Origin of the sequence: Colwellia sp. BRX9-1, assembly GCF_014077195.1 — a bacterium.
Classification (GTDB): Bacteria; Pseudomonadota; Gammaproteobacteria; order Enterobacterales; family Alteromonadaceae; genus Colwellia_A.
Map to the genome: position 1 here is coordinate 110,570 of NZ_JACGVM010000002.1, position 17,151 is coordinate 127,720.

General features: G+C 39.4%; 15 protein-coding genes. 5 read left to right on the forward strand and 10 right to left on the reverse strand.

Features of this window, described 5'->3' with window-relative positions:
* Positions 1 to 3: 3 nt before the first annotated feature.
* Positions 4 to 978, reverse strand: a complete 975-nt coding sequence (gene cysB / locus H4J76_RS03065; protein WP_182215670.1) for an HTH-type transcriptional regulator CysB — start codon at positions 976 to 978, stop codon at positions 4 to 6.
* Between the two features lie 326 nt (positions 979 to 1,304).
* Between cysB and H4J76_RS03070 the strand changes: the two genes are divergently transcribed.
* From H4J76_RS03070 to H4J76_RS03085, 4 genes are all read left to right on the forward strand, one after another.
* Entirely contained in the window at positions 1,305 to 2,072 is a 768-nt protein-coding gene (locus H4J76_RS03070) for a hypothetical protein (RefSeq protein WP_220465241.1), read from the forward strand.
* Between the two features lie 73 nt (positions 2,073 to 2,145).
* Entirely contained in the window at positions 2,146 to 2,529 is a 384-nt protein-coding gene (locus H4J76_RS03075) for a ribosome recycling factor family protein (RefSeq protein ID WP_182215669.1), read from the forward strand.
* 78 nt (positions 2,530 to 2,607) lie between these two features.
* Positions 2,608 to 3,141 (forward strand): YaeQ family protein, encoded by a 534-nt coding sequence (locus H4J76_RS03080; protein ID WP_182221566.1) that lies wholly within the window; start codon positions 2,608 to 2,610, stop codon positions 3,139 to 3,141.
* A 32-nt stretch (positions 3,142 to 3,173) separates the two neighbouring features.
* On the forward strand, positions 3,174 to 4,532 hold the full coding sequence (locus tag H4J76_RS03085) for a M20/M25/M40 family metallo-hydrolase (protein WP_182221567.1): 1,359 nt from the start codon (positions 3,174 to 3,176) through the stop codon (positions 4,530 to 4,532).
* Between the two features lie 158 nt (positions 4,533 to 4,690).
* Here H4J76_RS03085 and H4J76_RS03090 read toward each other — a convergent pair whose 3' ends face one another.
* Together H4J76_RS03090 and H4J76_RS03095 are read right to left on the reverse strand one after the other, a co-directional pair.
* The gene (locus tag H4J76_RS03090) at positions 4,691 to 5,140 is read right to left on the reverse strand and encodes a GNAT family N-acetyltransferase (protein WP_259366328.1); all 450 of its coding nucleotides are present in this window, start codon (positions 5,138 to 5,140) and stop codon (positions 4,691 to 4,693) included.
* On the reverse strand, positions 5,130 to 6,026 hold the full coding sequence (locus tag H4J76_RS03095; RefSeq protein WP_182221568.1) for a DMT family transporter: 897 nt from the start codon (positions 6,024 to 6,026) through the stop codon (positions 5,130 to 5,132). Before H4J76_RS03095 ends, H4J76_RS03090 begins: the two co-directional genes overlap by 11 nt.
* Before the next feature lie 203 nt (positions 6,027 to 6,229).
* Here H4J76_RS03095 and H4J76_RS03100 point away from each other — a divergent pair, with 203 nt between their 5' ends.
* Positions 6,230 to 6,682 carry an isoprenylcysteine carboxylmethyltransferase family protein gene (locus H4J76_RS03100; RefSeq protein WP_182215663.1) on the forward strand — a complete coding sequence of 151 codons (453 nt, stop codon included), beginning with the start codon at positions 6,230 to 6,232 and terminating at the stop codon, positions 6,680 to 6,682.
* 111 nt (positions 6,683 to 6,793) lie between these two features.
* On the opposite strand, the gene H4J76_RS03105 is transcribed toward H4J76_RS03100, so the two are convergent.
* The 7 genes from H4J76_RS03105 to lpxB all read right to left on the reverse strand — a co-directional run bounded on the left by H4J76_RS03105 (position 6,794) and on the right by lpxB (position 17,141).
* Positions 6,794 to 7,363: an alkylphosphonate utilization protein gene (locus H4J76_RS03105; protein WP_070374039.1), complete on the reverse strand. Its 570-nt coding sequence runs from the start codon at positions 7,361 to 7,363 to the stop codon at positions 6,794 to 6,796.
* A gap of 317 nt (positions 7,364 to 7,680) precedes the next feature.
* Positions 7,681 to 8,919 carry a serine/threonine transporter SstT gene (sstT, locus tag H4J76_RS03110; RefSeq protein WP_182221569.1) on the reverse strand — a complete coding sequence of 413 codons (1,239 nt, stop codon included), beginning with the start codon at positions 8,917 to 8,919 and terminating at the stop codon, positions 7,681 to 7,683.
* A gap of 108 nt (positions 8,920 to 9,027) precedes the next feature.
* Positions 9,028 to 10,398 (reverse strand): tRNA lysidine(34) synthetase TilS, encoded by a 1,371-nt coding sequence (gene tilS, locus H4J76_RS03115; RefSeq protein WP_182230099.1) that lies wholly within the window; start codon positions 10,396 to 10,398, stop codon positions 9,028 to 9,030.
* Positions 10,399 to 10,531: 133 nt separating this feature from the next.
* The gene (gene accA / locus H4J76_RS03120) at positions 10,532 to 11,488 is read right to left on the reverse strand and encodes an acetyl-CoA carboxylase carboxyl transferase subunit alpha (RefSeq protein ID WP_070374042.1); all 957 of its coding nucleotides are present in this window, start codon (positions 11,486 to 11,488) and stop codon (positions 10,532 to 10,534) included.
* A gap of 171 nt (positions 11,489 to 11,659) precedes the next feature.
* Positions 11,660 to 15,217, reverse strand: coding sequence for a DNA polymerase III subunit alpha (dnaE, locus tag H4J76_RS03125; protein ID WP_182215657.1), 3,558 nt, complete (start codon positions 15,215 to 15,217; stop codon positions 11,660 to 11,662).
* Positions 15,217 to 15,942, reverse strand: coding sequence for a ribonuclease HII (gene rnhB, locus H4J76_RS03130; protein ID WP_182215656.1), 726 nt, complete (start codon positions 15,940 to 15,942; stop codon positions 15,217 to 15,219). The genes dnaE and rnhB overlap by 1 nt, the downstream gene beginning before the upstream one ends.
* Entirely contained in the window at positions 15,939 to 17,141 is a 1,203-nt protein-coding gene (gene lpxB, locus H4J76_RS03135) for a lipid-A-disaccharide synthase (RefSeq protein ID WP_182215654.1), read from the reverse strand. The genes rnhB and lpxB overlap by 4 nt, the downstream gene beginning before the upstream one ends.
* Positions 17,142 to 17,151 lie beyond the last annotated feature (10 nt).

Consider the following 17,151-nt stretch of genomic DNA (forward strand, 5'->3'; position numbering starts at 1 on the left):
GCTTTAACGAACAGGCAATTTAATATTTGCAAACATCTCATCTATTTCAGCATTATTTTTCAATAAAACAGCTTTAGTGACTAAATCACGATTTAAATGAGGAGCAAAACGCTCAATAAAATCAAACATGTAACCACGTAAGAAAGTACCGCGTCTAAAGCCTATTTTAGTGGTACTTGAATTAAATAAATGACTGGCATCAATAGCCACTAAATCACTATCAATTCTAGGGTCGATAGCCATAGTAGCAATTACACCAACGCCAACACCTAAACGCACATATGTTTTAATTACATCAGCATCGGTGGCAGTAAAAGCAATTTTAGGCTCTACTCCAAGACTATTAAAAGCAATATCAAGCTCTGAACGTCCAGTAAAACCGAACACATAAGTCACTAATGAATACTTGGCTAAGTCTTCAATAGTAATGCCTTGTTTTTTAGCTAAGGGATGATCGGGTCGCACTATTATACTGCGATTCCAGTGATAACAAGGTAACATCACTAAATCGTTATATAAGTGTAATGATTCCGTCGCAATGGCAAAATCTGCGTCACCTTTGCCTGCGGCATCACTAATTTGCGCTGGCGTTCCCTGAGACATTTGCAAAGAAACTTTTGAATACTTTTTCATAAAGCCTTTGATCACTTCAGGCAATGCATATCGCGCTTGGGTATGCGTGGTTGATATACGTAATTTACCTTCATCGGGTTGAGTATGCTCACGCGCAACCGCTTTAATCGCTTCAACTTTGGAGAGAATTTCTGTGGCAATATTAATAACTTCATTGCCAGGGGCAGTAACATGCGTTAAATGTTTGCCACTGCGGCCGAATATTTGAATACCGAGTTCATCTTCTAGCATGCGAACTTGCTTGCTTATGCCCGGTTGAGAGGTGAATAAACTTTCTGCTGTTGCAGAGACATTTAAATTATTGTTGAGTACTTCAACAATATAGCGCAGTTGTTGCAGTTTCATAATTATACTTCAAAATTTTTTATGCTGATTGCTTATGCAAAAAATATATACTTAAATGAAGACTTATTCCATATTAATTTTCATTATTCTGCTTATATGCGAGATTTAATTTAAAAATGTAGGATTATTACAACAAAAACCACATAACTAAGTTAAAAATGACTTTTATAGGATAAAATGAAGTTTTTTACTCAAAATAAAAAGTTATATAAATAGCCTTCATTAGTATCAGAGATAAAAGGTTGATATAAGGCTATGCTAATGTGTCCATTTTTTGTAGACTGCATAAAAGATATTTCTATTTTAACAGACGAGTAGTTAACATTATGGGCATTATCATTGCTTTAATTATCGCATTAATCATTATAGTTGTGAGTGTTGGCGCAATTCAACAGCACAAAGAAAAACAAGAAAAAGACAAACGCACAAAAGCGGCTAAGCAAAAAGCAATTATAGATGAAAGTGAAGACCTTATTCTTCATCTTGCTAACCTGCCCAGTAATCCTGGCATCGTCAACATTCTTAATCGACGCAGTTTAACCGCAGCAAAAGCGATGAGATCAATTTTACCTGATTCAAAACAAATTAAAGGTAAAGTGAATGAAATTGAGGCAAGGTTGAAGGCGTCACAAGAACTTGCGGCTTCAACTTCAGGACAAGAGGAACCATTCCTTCTCCCTGATAATGAACAACAACTCGTCAGTATTTTGCAATGTATTAAAAAATTACGAGCTACACTTAAGTCAGAGCAAGTAAAAGGAGCTTTAGACGCACAAACATTTACCCATGAAGATAAAAAGCTTGATGCTATGCAACTACAGATTGGTGTTGAAAGCCTGCTAAAACGTGGCAATATGGCTTACCAAAAAGAAATGTTAGGTTCAGCGCGCCAATATTTTGAGAAAGCTTTGCAAACATTGTCCGCTCATCCTTCGCAAACAGAATATACCGTCAGTAAAAAAGCTGAGGTTGAGATCCAACTTGAAGAAATAACCGATGCACTTAAAAGCACTAATGCTAAAGATGCGGCGAAAAAAGCCAAAGATCAAGAAGATGATTTAGACTTATTATTTCAACCGAAGAAAAAATGGTAATCAACTATTATTAGTAAACTGAAACCAGCATTTTGCTGGTTTTTTTATTCTATGTTAACGTTACTCGCTCCTTATGAAAACATCGCCAAATCATATACCTGTCATTAATCTGCCCTCATTGCTTAGAAAAGTAATAAAAGCTTATGCGTTAAAAGCAGGAATAAGAGCTAGTGGCTGTGAACTTTATAGAATTGGCCGTTCACGCAATTGGCAGCTCAAAGCTAGCTTTGAACAACTAGAACACGTTGTCGCTTTTATACAAGACTCAGAAGAGCCGAGTTGGCAGTGGCTAGTTAATTACTTAATGAGTCAAAGGCAGGCACTTAGTCACGATGAACTTATGCGTATTGCTAAATTAAAGTCAGACATTACTGTTAACCAATTGATGGCTCGCACTGATTGTACGATTGCTGAAGCCAGAAAAGTCATTGATGAATTAGAGTGGTTGGTCGAATAAAAGCACTTACCTGCTGTATTCCTTGATGTTATACGAGTATTATAAGCTTAATTAGCATTTCTTACTTTACGGATAATCATGGCACTAAAAGCAACAATAAATAAAGCCAGTATACAACTGTCAGATATGGACAGAAATTACTACGATACCCTCAATTTAACCATCGCCCAACATCCTTCAGAAACAGATATTCGTATGATGGTGCGCTTGTTAGCTTTTATTTTAAATGCAAATGAACATTTGCAGTTTGGTAAAGGTGTGAGTGACGAAGAAGAAGCGGCTCTGTGGCAAATTAATTACTCTGAAGTGATTGAGCTATGGATAGAGCTTGGGCAACTGGATGAAAAACGTCTCAAAAAAGCCTGTAATCGTGCCCAAAAAGTGATTCTTTATGCTTATGGCAGCAGTGCTGAAACCTGGTGGAAACAGTCGCAAAACAAATTACGTCTACTCAATAAACTTTCCATTGAGCTCATTAGCCAAGAAACCTGTGATGCATTAGCAAAACTTGCTAGTCGCTCTATGGACTTTCAGTGCAGTATCCAAGATGGCCAATTATGGTTAACTGCCGGTGATGAAACACTGTTAATTGAGACAACAAAATTACAATAATTAATACCAACATGGATAGGGAAATAATAAGCATGAAAAGTCACCTTACTAAAAGCCGCTTAACTTTAGCTCTTTTTACTGGCATTACACTCCTTTCTGCATGCAGTGAGCCTGAAGCACCTAAAGCCAAAATTGCTGAAATGTCATCGGAACAAGTTATTAAAGATATTACTTATCTCGCAAGTGACGATTTAAAAGGCCGAGCCAGCTTCTCTGTTGGTATTGACCAAGCGGGTGATTATATTAGCCAAAGGTTTACCGAAATTGGACTAAGCCCAATGGTAGGCAATAAAGATTTCAAACAAACATTTAATGTAACCAGTATTATGCCAACAGCATTAACGGTGACCTTAAATGGTAAGACTATTGCTGACGCTAACTTAGGCATGGCAAGTACTATGGCCACGCTTTCATGGCAGAGCCTTGAAAATGTTAACACCCATATTATTGCTGAAGCGGATGATATGCGCGCGGCCCTTGGTAAAATGAATAATGACGGTGGCCAGCATCTGGTTATTATCCATAGCGCTCACGCTAAAACCTTTGCCGGTTACCGAGGTTACTTTCAACGAGGCTTAACTAAGCTTAACCTTGAGCACCAAGGGGCTATTGTTATGGTTTTAGCCGATGATAATGAAATTACCACGGTAGACGTTAACGCGAGTACTTCGATAACTGAAAAAACCTTAACCAATATTGTTGCGATACTACCGGGTAAAGATAAAAATCCAGCGACAGCAAAAGAAGTGGTTTTATATTCATCACACTATGATCATTTAGGTGTAACGGCTGATGGTAAAGAGGTTTTTAATGGTGCTGATGACGATGCGTCGGGCACCTCTGCTGTTATTAATCTGGCACAACACTATGCCCATCAAGGTGAGAACAAAAGAACCTTAATGTTTAGTGCTTTTACCGCCGAAGAAATTGGTGGCTTTGGCTCTAAATATTTTTCACAACAATTAGATCCTAACAACGTTGTGGCAATGATAAACATTGAGATGATAGGTAAACCTTCAAAATTTGGCGCTGGTTCAGTTTGGATGACAGGAATGGAGCGTTCAAATTTAGGTGAATTACTTAACGTCAGCTTAGCGGCTAAAAACAGTGAGATTTACCAAGACCCTTACCCTGAACAGGGTTTATTTTATCGTTCAGACAATGCAACACTTGCGCGTTTAGGTGTTCCAGCTCACAGTTTTAGTAGTACCCAACTTGATAAAGACCAGCATTATCATAAAACGTCTGATGATATTAGCAGCCTAGACTTAGCGTCGATGTATCAGGTTATTGAGTCGTTATCAGTCGCTACGCAAGGACTAGTTGATGGCAGTATTACCCCAACACGTATTGATGTAAACACCGTTCGAGCGAGTGGTAAAATCTATTAAGTTTGATCGTTCATCCTGAACATCGTCACTCCTTGCCATCCGTGGCATCGTGACATACCGTTCATCCTGAACATCGTCACTCCTTGCCATCCATGGCATCGTGACATACCGTTCATCCTGAACATAAGGTCAGTGATTTGTTAATTACTGGCCTTATTTTATTGTAACCAGCACATTTGATATTCAACTTCATTCTGGCCAGTGACAACAAAACCATGGCGTAAATATAAAGAAATAACCGGATTTGCTAACAAAACATTTAATGTTATTGGTAGTTTTAACTCTTTTGCTTTTCTTTTAATTAAGGCTAAAACCTTACCACCAATTCCTTTTCCTTGATGTATTGGTATGATTTGTAGCTGCCTGATGTGTAACTTATCCGCTAAAACTGCTATTTTTATTAAGCCTATCGGGGCATTGTTCATCAAGATAATAGTTGAATCTGCAAAAAATTCATTCACTCGTGCAAGGTGTTGCTGATCAGATAAATCCAAACCTGCGGCAATAAGATGTTCACCCATTGAGGCTTTTCTTAATTGTAATAAATAGCCTATATCACTCTGCTGGGCTTGTCGAAATCCTATGGTTACTTTTTCATCAGTGAGCATATTTATTACGATGGTGTTTAATCACTAAATCGCCCCATTGATAAATAGCTAAACCAGCAATGATAGCTAATGCGCCAACGATTAAATTAATATTAATTGTTTCATTATTTAATAGTAACCCCAGTGAAATGGCAATCACTGGGGTGATCATAGTGATCAATGCCACCGTACTCGCTTTTAGGCGTTGTAATATATAGAAATAAGCAATAAAGCCCACTAAAGAGCCAATAACACCAAGATAAACGACACTTAATATTGATTTGTTACTCCATGTTTGATGCGCAATATTGCCATCGAAAATAAGCCAAACTAAGATAAATAAAGGCAGACTTAATAATAGTGAACCTAGGGTTGTTGCCATAGGGTTTATAGCAACTTCAACACTTTTTACCAATACACCACTTAAACTAAAAAATGAAACAGCAATCAATACCGCGATAATGCCAATATATCCATCATCTTTAAGTGATATTTTATCAAAACATACCGTAGCTAAGCCGCAAATAGCGATCGCCAATGCTATTTTTTTTGCTGGTGATAATGCAGACTCAGCCAAAATGCGCTGACTTAGTACCCCAGATAAAATAGGTGCCAAGCCGAACATTAACGACATCAGCCCAGAAGAAATGTAGCCAGCGGCTAAATACGCAAATAACATCCCGCCAAAAATACCTATCGCTGAAAAACTATAAAGTTTAAGCGCACTTTTATGCCAAGGAAGCTCAATACGAAAAGCCTTCAGTATTAACCAGCCAGGTACAACCGCAATCAGCATCCGCAACAAAACCGCTAAGGTTGGATGAATAGTTTCACTGCTCCACACTATCGCTAGTGGTGTTGTTGACCAGATAAGAATAACGGCAAAATAAGCGATGGGGACTGACATTTCATAAATCCTTTATCGGTACTATATTGAAAATTTAACAGGAAGAAAGCTAAATAAACATAACGAGTATACAAATGAACAATGGCGATATTATCTGACTACGTCAATAACACCTAAAAATAAACTTATCGAATAGTGTGCTTAATAACCACTAATACCTGCTAAAATAACAGCCAATAAACTTTTTAAGCTTAAGGTAAATCATGGAGTTAAAAGTAATACCCGTTGTGCAGATATTAATAGCCGTGTTATTAATGATGATTTTTTATAAAATATCACCCGATCTCACCTTGAGCTGGCCGGCTCATGTGCCAGTTGCCCTCGCGCTGTTATTTATCGCGATAGTTGTGGGCCTTTGTGCAATAGTCAGTTTTAAAAAACACAAAACAACTGTTAACCCCACTAAACCAGAAACAAGCTCAACCGTGGTAAGTTCTGGTATATATTCATTTTCAAGAAATCCAATGTATTTAGCCATGCTGATTTCACTGATCTCGCTCGCTTATTACTTACAACATTTAGCATCTTTACCTATTATTTTAATATTTATTGGCTACATGACACGTTTTCAAATAATCCCCGAAGAAAAAATGTTAACAAAAATATTTGGTCAACAATACCGTGATTATCAGCTAAAAGTAAGACGTTGGTTATAAACGATATGAGTAAGACAGTAAAACCGCAATGTTGGGGCTTTACTGACTTACTTTGATGCTTTTTTTGACTTTACATAGCTTTTTAAGGCGATTATAAACAGCAAGTTTTGCTTAAGCTTTTTTCAGATACGCCGAGACTAAAACAATACGTGTACCGTTAACTTTTCCTTCAATATGCTCAGGATTATCCGTTAAGGTAATGCCACGCACCATAGTGCCCTGCTTAGCCGTAAAGTTAGCGCCTTTAACTTTTAAATCTTTAATCAAGGTAACATCGTCGCCATCTTGTAAATCAGTGCCATTACTGTCTCTTGTTGGCCCCTCTCGCTCAGCAGCGGCAATGCCTTGCTCAGCCCAAGTTTTAACATCATCTTCCATGTAAATCATTTCTAAAGCGTCTTGTGCCCAACTCTCTGCTGACAGTTTATGAAGCAAGCGATACGACATAACTTGCACAGCAGGTTCTTGATTCCACATACTGTCGTTCAAACAGCGCCAGTGACTTACATCCATTGCAGTGTCACCATTAATTTGTGCTGTGCATGTAGCACATAGATATACACATTGCTGAGCACTTAAGTCGCTGGTTGGTGGCACAGGAAACACCGCTAATTGTTCAGTTGACGTACATAATTCACAGCTAGCATTACTGCGTGCTTTTAAGGCATTTTCGGTAGGCATAATATTAATTCACTAATTTTTGAAGAAGATTTTTCGCTATTATGCTCCTAATTCAGTGATTTAAAAAGTGCTGATTAAAAACGGGGAATAATTGACCTGAGCCATTATTTAAAGGCTGCACTTTACTCTGGCTAAAACGTGACCATATAGCTTAGTTGCTGAATACTAAAGTGGCGGTATAGCTCTGTTGCTGAATATTAAAGTGAAAGTATAGCTTTGTTGCAGGGCTATAAAGTGGCAAAAAAGCTATCACCCTTAATTAGCTTCAGGGTCTAAAATCAACCACCTCTATATGAGGTGGTTAACGAAGACTTCATTTATTCTAGATTTTTAGTGATGTGATGCGAAGCGGCTGCGGTGAAAATAACATCGGTAGAGCTATTTAAGGCTGTTTCGGCAGAGTCTTGAATAACACCAATAATAAAACCTATCGCGACTACTTGCATAGCAATATCACTGTCTATACCGAATAAACCACAGGCTAATGGAATAAGTAACAATGAACCACCTGCAACACCAGAGGCACCACAAGCTGATACTGAGGCGATGACACTCAATAAAATAGCAGTTGCAAAGTCAACTTCAATATTTAAAGTATTGGCCGCAGCCAGCGTTAATACCGTAATGGTGATCGCCGCACCAGCCATATTAATGGTGGCACCTAAAGGAATAGAAACCGAATAGGTATCTTCATGTAAATCAAGTTTTTCACACAGTTCCATGTTAACCGGAATATTTGCTGCAGAGCTACGCGTAAAGAAAGCGGTAATGCCGGATTCTTTTAAGCAAGTAAAGACTAGCGGATAAGGGTTTTTACGCGTAATAAAATAAACAATCAGCGGGTTAACCACTAAAGCAATAATAACCATAGAACCCAAAAGTAACAGTACTAAGTGTCTAAACTCACCTAAGGTATCAAAGCCTGTGGTCGCAACCGTATTAGCGACTAAGCCCATAATACCTAAAGGTGCAAAACGAATAACCAATTTAACAACACTTGAAATTGCTTCGGCTAAATCATGAACCATAACCTTCGTTGATTCACTGCCTTTTTTCAACGCAAAACCTAAGCCTAAGCCCCACGCTAAAATGCCAATAAAGTTTCCAGTAACAACTGCATTGAACGGATTATCAACAATTTTAAACGCTAAGGTTGATAAGACTTCACCTAGTCCTTGTGGCGGATTAGCACTTGCGCCAACAATATCTAATGTTAATTGCACCGGGAACGCAAAGCTTAGTGCTACAGCAACCAGCGCAGCACTTATTGTGCCGAGTAAATAAAGCCCAACAATCGGTTTTAAGTTAGCATCGCTATTTTGTTTTTGGTTAGCAATAGATGAAGCGACTAAAACTAACACCAAAATAGGAGCAACCGCTTTTAGTGCACTAACAAATAAACTGCCGAGTATTGAAAATGACTGTGCAACTTCAGGTAAAACAAGCGCTAAAACAATACCAACAACAAGTGCAATAATGATTTGATTGACGATGTTAATAGCTTTTAGCTTACCAAAAAGTGATGTTTTTTCTACAGAGGTATTTTGTGTTGTCATAGTTTGTCTTATTTTAGTTATTGTTTTTGTTATTAAGATAACGCATCGATGAAAGATTTTTACCACTTATGCACCGACACTGTCTAGTTTATTCGTTACACGGTACCTTTAAAGAGGCAGTTGACCATGCCATGATAGCGTAAATGCTGAGTCACTGTTCTCGGCTAGATAGCGCTGACAAACAAACTGTCCGACTACCGCAACCAACTCATTATCATAAAAGATAAAAGGTAACCTTTTTCTCTGCCATGTTGGTATAGCAAGCTCTTGTAAGACTTTCTTTAATGGTCTTGAATGCTGTCGATATTGTGGCAAACACCTTGGGTTTTCGTGAGAAAAACTAATCGTCACTTTTTGTTGCTCTGCCGGTTTTTTTATCACCGACTGCCAGTCACTGTTTTCTTGTACTTGTGCTGATAAATTCGAAAAACTTAACCAACCTAATTGATCGGGAAGACAAACATCTAACGGTTTATCATCGGCTAACAGCGCTAATGCTAGGTTTTGTTGCCACAGCGACAGGTCCTGATAGATACCCGTTAGATGTAACTCACCTTGATAACGTCTGATGCAACACTCAGCTAATTGCACAACTGGCGACTTATCCGCTTGTGCATTAAGCTGCTGGCATATTTGCATTAGTTGCTTTTGGCTTGGCATTAAAAATCCATGGCAAGATAAAAAATAGCGCAATAGATTTTTAAGACGTGCTTCGCTGAGCTTATTTAAATCAACAACACTCAGCTTATTAGCTGAAGACTGGCAAGCAATTAAATCTTGCTGCGCTAATTCATCGAGTAATTGTTGTGCTTCAAAGCAATGTTCAGCACTGCGTGCAATCGTCTTATTGATGCTTGGCCAACGTTGATTTAACTTAGGTAAAATTTGATGGCGGAGAAAGTTTCTGTCGAAACGCTCATCCGTATTCGATTCATCTTCTATCCAAACTAAGCCATACTCTTTCGCATAGGCTTCAATATCGGCTCGTGAAATAGTTAATAACGGTCTGACCAGTAATTGCTGCCCCAACATCATTTCACTTTGCATCGCTGAGAGCCCTTTCAAACCTGCGCCTCTTTTTAGGGCGAGTAGAAAAGTTTCAGCCTGATCGTCACTGTGATGACCAGTAACAATTAAATCACCTGCTTTAGCTACTGATTTTAGTGCTTGATAGCGGGCATCGCGCGCAAGCGCTTCTAAGCTTTTTTGGGCAACAGCTTGCACGTTTACTTCAATAATGTCTAACGGCAGGCCAAATAGTTGGCATTGAGCTTTAGCAAAGGCTTGCCATTTAACGGCATGAACACTCAAGCCATGATTAACATGACAAACACGAATATCGCTATTAATAGCATGTTGTGTTTTTAAAGCACCAAGGCAATGTAACAGCACTTGAGAGTCGATACCGCCACTGTAGGCAATAAGCAGTGATTTTTGAGGGTGGTTGGAAAAAAAATCTATTAAGGTCTGTTTAATCATAGAATACTTGGTTAATTGACACTGAAAACAAAAAAACTGTAGCCTTAACTTAGAGATAGAATCAGTAAGATAAGGCTACAACTTCATCAGCAAAGCATTCAATACTACTTTGCTCGTGTCGATTTATAACAACTTAACAATAACCGAAAGACATTAATCTGTCATAACGTTTTTCAATTAATTCTTCTTTTGACAAGCCTTCTAGTTCGGCAAGATTTGATTTTAATTCTTGCTTTAAGTTAGCCGCCATAATATCCATATCACGATGTGCACCACCTAATGGCTCTTCAACGATATTATCGATAAGTTCTAATTCTTTAATACGCGTAGCGGTAATACCCATAGCGGCAGCGGCAGTAGGTGCTTTTTCAGCAGTTTTCCACAAGATTGATGCACAACCTTCAGGAGATATTACCGAGTAAGTAGAATATTTCAGCATGTTGACACGATCACCAACACCAATCGCTAATGCACCACCAGAACCACCTTCACCAATAACCGTACAAACAATCGGCACGGTTAAACGTGACATAACCTTTAAGTTCATCGCTATCGCTTCACTTTGGCCGCGCTCTTCTGCACCTATACCCGGGTAGGCACCAGGAGTGTCAATAAAGGTAATAATGGGCATATTAAAACGTTCAGCCATTTGCATTAAGCGTAAGGCTTTACGGTAACCTTCTGGACGAGGCATACCAAAGTTACGTTTAACTTTTTCTGCTGTTGAACGCCCTTTTTGATGACCAATAATCATCACAGGTTTACCGTCTAAACGCGCAGTACCACCAACAATGGCTCTATCATCCGCATAGTGTCTATCACCGGCAAGCTCGTCGAATTCAGTAAAAATGCGTGGTATGTAATCAAGCGTATAAGGACGCTGTGGATGACGTGCCACACGAGCTGTTTGCCAAGGGTCAAGATTTGCAAAAATCTTTTTGGTTAACTCAGCGTTTTTACCGCGTAATTGAGTAATTTGATCTTCAAGGTCAAGATCTAATTCTTGACCGTTATTGACTAATTGTAGCTCTTCAATTTTGGCATCAAGCTCAGCAATAGGCTGCTCGAAATCTAAAAAATTTAATGACATATGATTATTCTTACCTATGTTCTATGCCGTTTTATAACAACAGCATGATTATTCAAATAGAGTACTTAATAATTTTAATTTGATTATTAAGTTGCTAACAAAGCCGTCATCGACCTTGTTATAAATTTTTTATAATGGTTAACAATAAATAACCCTTTAATGCGCCCTAAATTATTTAAACCTTAAAGTAACGTCGCCATCACCTAATAAGGTTCTTAATTCATGTAATAAAGGGTCTGCAGGCGTAACGCGCCATTGTACGCCTAATTCTAGCATAGCTTTTGCTTCATCTCTTTGATAAAACAACCGAACAGGACACGTACCATCCTTATAAGGTGTTAATACCTCGGTAAATTTATCAATAAAACCTGCGCCTGCCTTGTTTTTATTGACATTAATATCTACTGAAGAGACATAGTTTTCACGAGCATCACCAACCGTCATGATATCTCGAGCGGTCATTGTAATGCCTCCGGAGTATTCATCAAAGCTGACCTGTCCGCTACAGACCAAAATAGCATCACTTACCAGCAATTCAGCAAAATTATCATAGTCATCGGGAAAGAGTCTAATGTCCATGCGAGCGCTTTTATCGTCAAGCGTAACTAAGGCCCATCGTCTGCCGCGCTTATTGACCATAACTCTAACACCTAACACTAAACCAACCGCAACCGTGGTTTTGTCTTTACTGGTCGGTTGCAGACTTACTAACCGTCCAGTCGCATAATGCTTTATTTCACTTAAGAAACGATTAATAGGATGACCGGTTAAATATAAACCTAACGTTTCTTTCTCTGCATTGAGCCAAACTTCTTCAGCCCACATCGGCACATCTTTAAAGGCTTGTCGCGGCTCTGCTGACGCTTCATTAATTAAGCCGAATAAATCATTCTGTCCAACTGCCTGTGCTTTTGCATATTGGTCTGCAGCCTTTATTGCTTCAGGTAATGTTTCAAATAAAACAGCACGATGTGGTACTTCTTTACCGTTGATAATTTTTTTAGGCCCTAAACTGTCCATGGCCCCAGCTTTAACTAATTTTTCTAAAACACGTTTATTAATTTTTTTAAGATCGAGTCGCGCGCAAAAATCAAAAAGATCGGTAAATTCACCGCCAGCTTCGCGTGCGGCAATAATGGCATCAATAGGACCTTCACCCACACCTTTTACTGCGCCAATACCGTAGACAATTTGATCTTGCTCGTTAACGGTAAATTTATATTGACCGGCATTAACATCAGGAGGCAGTAAATCTATCCCCATATTGCCACATTCATCAACTAGGGTAACAATTTTATCGGTGTTATCTATGTCGGCTGACATTACCGCTGCCATAAATGGCGCAGGGTAATGTGTTTTCATCCATAAGGTTTGATAAGAAACCAAGGCGTAAGCCGCTGAGTGCGATTTATTGAAACCATAACCCGCAAATTTCTCCACCAGATCGAAGATCTTCATCGCAAGTTCGCCGTCAACACCTCGGTTGATCGCGCCTTGCTCAAAGCCATCACGCTGTTTGGCCATTTCTTCAGGTTTTTTCTTACCCATAGCGCGGCGTAGCATATCCGCGCCACCTAACGAGTAACCCGCCAATACTTGCGCAATCTGCATAACCTGTTCTTGATATAAAATAATACCGTAAGTCGGTTCAAGAATAGGCTTTAAGTCAATATGTTGCCAAGTAGCATCCGGATAGCTTACTTCTTCACGACCATGCTTACGTTCAATAAAGTTATCAACCATGCCAGACTGCAATGGCCCCGGTCTAAAGAGCGCAACCAAGGCGATAATATCTTCAAAGCAATCAGGTTTTAATTTGGCAATAAGTGATTTCATACCACTAGATTCGAGCTGAAACACTGCCGTCGTCTCAGATCTTAATAACACTTTAAAACTGGCTGGGTCTTCTAAATTAATCCGGGTAATATCAATAGGCGCTTTGCCTTGTTTTAACAATTTTGCATCAGCCATTTCGATGGCCCACTGCAAAATTGTTAACGTGCGAAGTCCCAAGAAATCAAACTTAACTAAACCGGCATCTTCAACATCATTTTTATCGAACTGAGTAACCGGGTTTTTACCCTCTTCGTCACAGTAAAGTGGCGCAAAGTCGGTAATGGTGGTTGGTGATATAACCACACCACCGGCATGTTTACCGGCATTACGTGTTGTGCCTTCTAAAATACGGCACATATCAATTAAATCTTTGACTTCACTGTCTTGTGCGTAAGCTTCTGGCAACTTAGGCTCTTCTTCAAAGGCCTTGGCTAGTGTCATGCCTGGTGTTGGCGGTATAAGCTTAGAGATGCGGTCAACAAAACCATAAGGGTGACCGAGTACTCGACCAACATCTCGGATAACCGCTTTGGCTGCCATGGTGCCAAAGGTAATAATTTGCGACACGGCATCACGGCCATATAGTTCAGCAACGTGATCAATAACTTCATCACGCCTGTCCATACAGAAATCGATATCAAAATCTGGCATGGAGACACGTTCAGGATTCAAAAAACGTTCAAAGAGCAAATCGTATTCAAGGGGATCTAAGTCGGTAATTTTTTGGGCATAAGCAACCAGAGAGCCTGCACCAGAACCACGACCAGGACCAACAGGAATATTATTATCTTTACTCCACTGAATAAATTCCATCACGATTAAAAAATAACCGGGAAAGCCCATATTGTTAACCACTTTAAGTTCAATGGCTAAACGTTCGTCGTAGGGTTTACGCTTTTCAGCAAAATCTGCTGCGTCTTTATCAAATAAGGTCTCTAAGCGGTCTTGTAAACCTTCTTCAGACACTTTAACCAAGTAATCTTCTATCGATAAACCTTCTGTTGGAAAATCAGGGAGAACATACTCTCCAAGCCTAACCGTAACATTACAGCGTTTGGCGATTTCAACCGTATTCTCAATCGCTTCAGGGATGTCTGAAAATAACTCACACATTTCCTCTTCAGTTCGAAGGTACTGCTCTTTAGAATATTTTTTCGGGCGACGTTTATCGTTGAGGGTAAAACCATCATGTATGGCAACACGTATTTCATGGGCATCAAAGCGCTTAGGAGAAATAAACATCACTTCGTTCGTCGCTACCACAGGGAGTGACGCTTTTTCTGCCAGCTCGACTGCCAAATGGATATAGTTTTCTTCGTTTTCTCTGTTGGTTCTGATCAGTTCAAGATAAAAGCAATCAGGAAAGTAGCTTTGGTAGAAATCGACCATTTTATTGACCAGCTCGAAATTTCCCTTAATCAGCGCTTTACCAATATCACCTTCGCGACCCGCCGACAATAAAATCAAACCCGGAGCATAGTCAATTAACCAATGCTTATCAATAACCGCCTTGCCTTGAACATGACCCCGAAGGTAGGCTTTAGAAATGAGTTCAGTGAGATTTTTGTAGCCGACATTATTAGTGGCTAAAACAACAATGCGGGAAAGTTCATTCTCTAATTCATCACTTTTAACCCAGAGATCGCAACCAATAATTGGTTTTATACCCGCGCCGTGAGCGGCATGATAATATTTAACCAGACCACAAAGGTTTGTTTGGTCGGTTAGCGCGATGGCTGGCATCCCTAAAGCTGAGGCTTTGGCGACAATAGGTTTTACTTTATTTAAACCATCACATAATGAATAGTCACTATGCACTCGCAAATGAATAAATTTTGGTTGAGCTTTGACTGACACTAATTCGGCTGCATCAACTAATACTTGCTCTGACATTAACACTTCACCTGAGAGTCTTCTTGTTTAGTTTTTGTTGGTAAAACACCCTGCATAGCAATAACTTGTGCTACTGGCTTAAAGCTTGCTCGGTAGCAATCAAGTACACCGTGCTCTACTATTTTTTCTAAATGGGCTTTGGTTGGGTAACCTTTATGTTTTGCAAAACCATACTCGGGATGTAATTCATCTAAAGCGAGCATTTCATCATCTCGAACAACTTTTGCAAGAATTGATGCCGCACTTATTTCACTAACCCGATCATCGCCTTTAACCACAGATTGGCTAGCAATGTTGCCGTTCACCTGCATAAAAATAGGGCAACGATTACCATCAACTAAAACATAATCAGGTGTTACTGATAAATCTTGTACTGCTCGCTGCATCGCTAACATAGTGGCATGAAGAATATTTAAGGTGTCTATTTCTTCCGGGCTTGCTCTTCCAACAGCCCAAGCAATAGCTTTTTCTTTGATTTCCACCGCAAGTAACTGACGCTTTTTATCTGATAGTTTTTTTGAATCCATTAAACCTTCAATAGGGTTTTCGGGATCAAGAATAACCGCCGCGGTAACAACGTCACCCACCAAAGGTCCTCGCCCAACCTCATCGACTCCTGCGATACAGTAAGCAATAGGGTATTCAAAAGGTGGGAAAATCTTTTTAGCTTTTGCCACTTTCTTACGGGGGGTTAAACTGGTATCGCTTACCGCTTCATTACTCATTTTGACATTAGATCCATTACAGCTTTCGCCGCTTCTTGACTGGCATTTTGTTTTAAAGCGAGATGAATTTTCATATATTCATCTTCAAGTGACGATTGGTCTTGGTATAAACGTTCTTTAACTAACGGCACAATGTTATCAACGCTGACTTTACCTTGCAGTAATTCAGGTACCAGTGTTTTTTTCGTCAATAAATTAGGTAATGAAAACCATTCTAATTTTACTAGGCCTTTAAACATGTGATAAGTAAAAGCATTGAACTTATAGCAAATCACCATGGGGCGTTTAACTAAAGCAGCTTCCAGTGTTACCGTACCTGAGGCCATGAGTAAACAATCACTGGCAGCCATCACTTGTTGGGTTTTATTAGTAATAATTGTTACCGCTAAATTTGGCGCTATCTTTTCTTTCAATTGGCTAAATTGTTCGGTTCTCTTATCGCTGATCATCGGCACAACAAAATGTAATTGTGGGTCTTGTGCTAAAAGTTGTACCGCAGAAAGTAAGAAAGGCTCGGTTAATCGAGATAACTCACCACCACGACTACCAGGCATAAGCGCAAGTATTTTTTTATCAAGCGGTAAGTTGAGTGCTTGTCTCGCTTCACGCTTATCCGAATGAAATGGAATGTCGTCTGCTAGCGGATGGCCGACAAAAGTACAGGGCACTTCATATTTATCATAGAAATCTTTTTCAAAAGGCAATAACGACAGCACCATATCGGTAGCCGCTTCAATGGTAAAAATACGCTTTTCACGCCAAGCCCAAACAGATGGGCTAACGTAATGAACTGTTTTAATACCCGCTTTCTTTAGTTGTCTTTCTAGCCGTAAATTAAAATCGGGTGCATCGATGCCAATAAACACATCGGGTCTATTATTTATAAACTGCGCGGCTAAACAGTCTTTGACATGAAATAAGCGTTTGAGGCGGCCCAATACTTCAAAAATGCCCATCACGGAAAGCTCTTCCATTTCAAACAAACTTTCGAAACCCAAAGCTTGCATTTTTGGACCACCAATACCGATAAACTTGGCATTAGGATAGACAGATATTAGAGAGCTCATAAGACCAGCGCCGAGCGTATCGCCAGAATGCTCGCCAACAACAAGCCCAAACACGGGCGATTGTTGAGCAGTTGAACTATTTATAATGGGTGATGTTTGGAGAATAGCCTGTTTTTCTACTGTTTTTGTCATTAACCTTTAC